The sequence below is a fragment of the Acinetobacter endophylla genome (assembly GCF_053543775.1).
Genome location: NZ_JBLVOM010000224.1, coordinates 1 through 334 on the forward strand (window position 1 = coordinate 1; position 334 = coordinate 334).

Annotated in this window: 1 protein-coding gene; it reads right to left on the minus strand. The window is 42.5% G+C overall.

Annotated elements, in window-relative coordinates; translation table 11 throughout:
• Positions 1–334: hypothetical protein (locus tag ACNPNW_RS06465; RefSeq protein ID WP_448766775.1), on the minus strand; the 334-nt coding region annotated here is incomplete at both ends.

The window sequence follows — 334 nt, forward strand, 5'->3', positions numbered from 1 at the left end:
AATTGACCATTATGATTCCAGTCTGCTGGTGGCGTGATCACAATACTGTCTAACAGATCTTGCAAAGCAGCTTCGGCTTGGGCATCAATGGCATTCGGATCTACCGTAACACTTGCTGTCCATACTGGGGTATCAGGGTTACCATCATTATTTGTATCGATCATGGTTTGTACCATACCATTGACGATTGTACCTGCTGGTAAATCTTTCAAGGTGACAGTAAACAAGTTGCTTGCCGAATGATCCCGAATGGTAATGGCTTGATCTACCACATCGCTTAATTTAAATGGTGTATCTTCCTTAGCAGATGCACCATTATATTGCCATTGGTCAA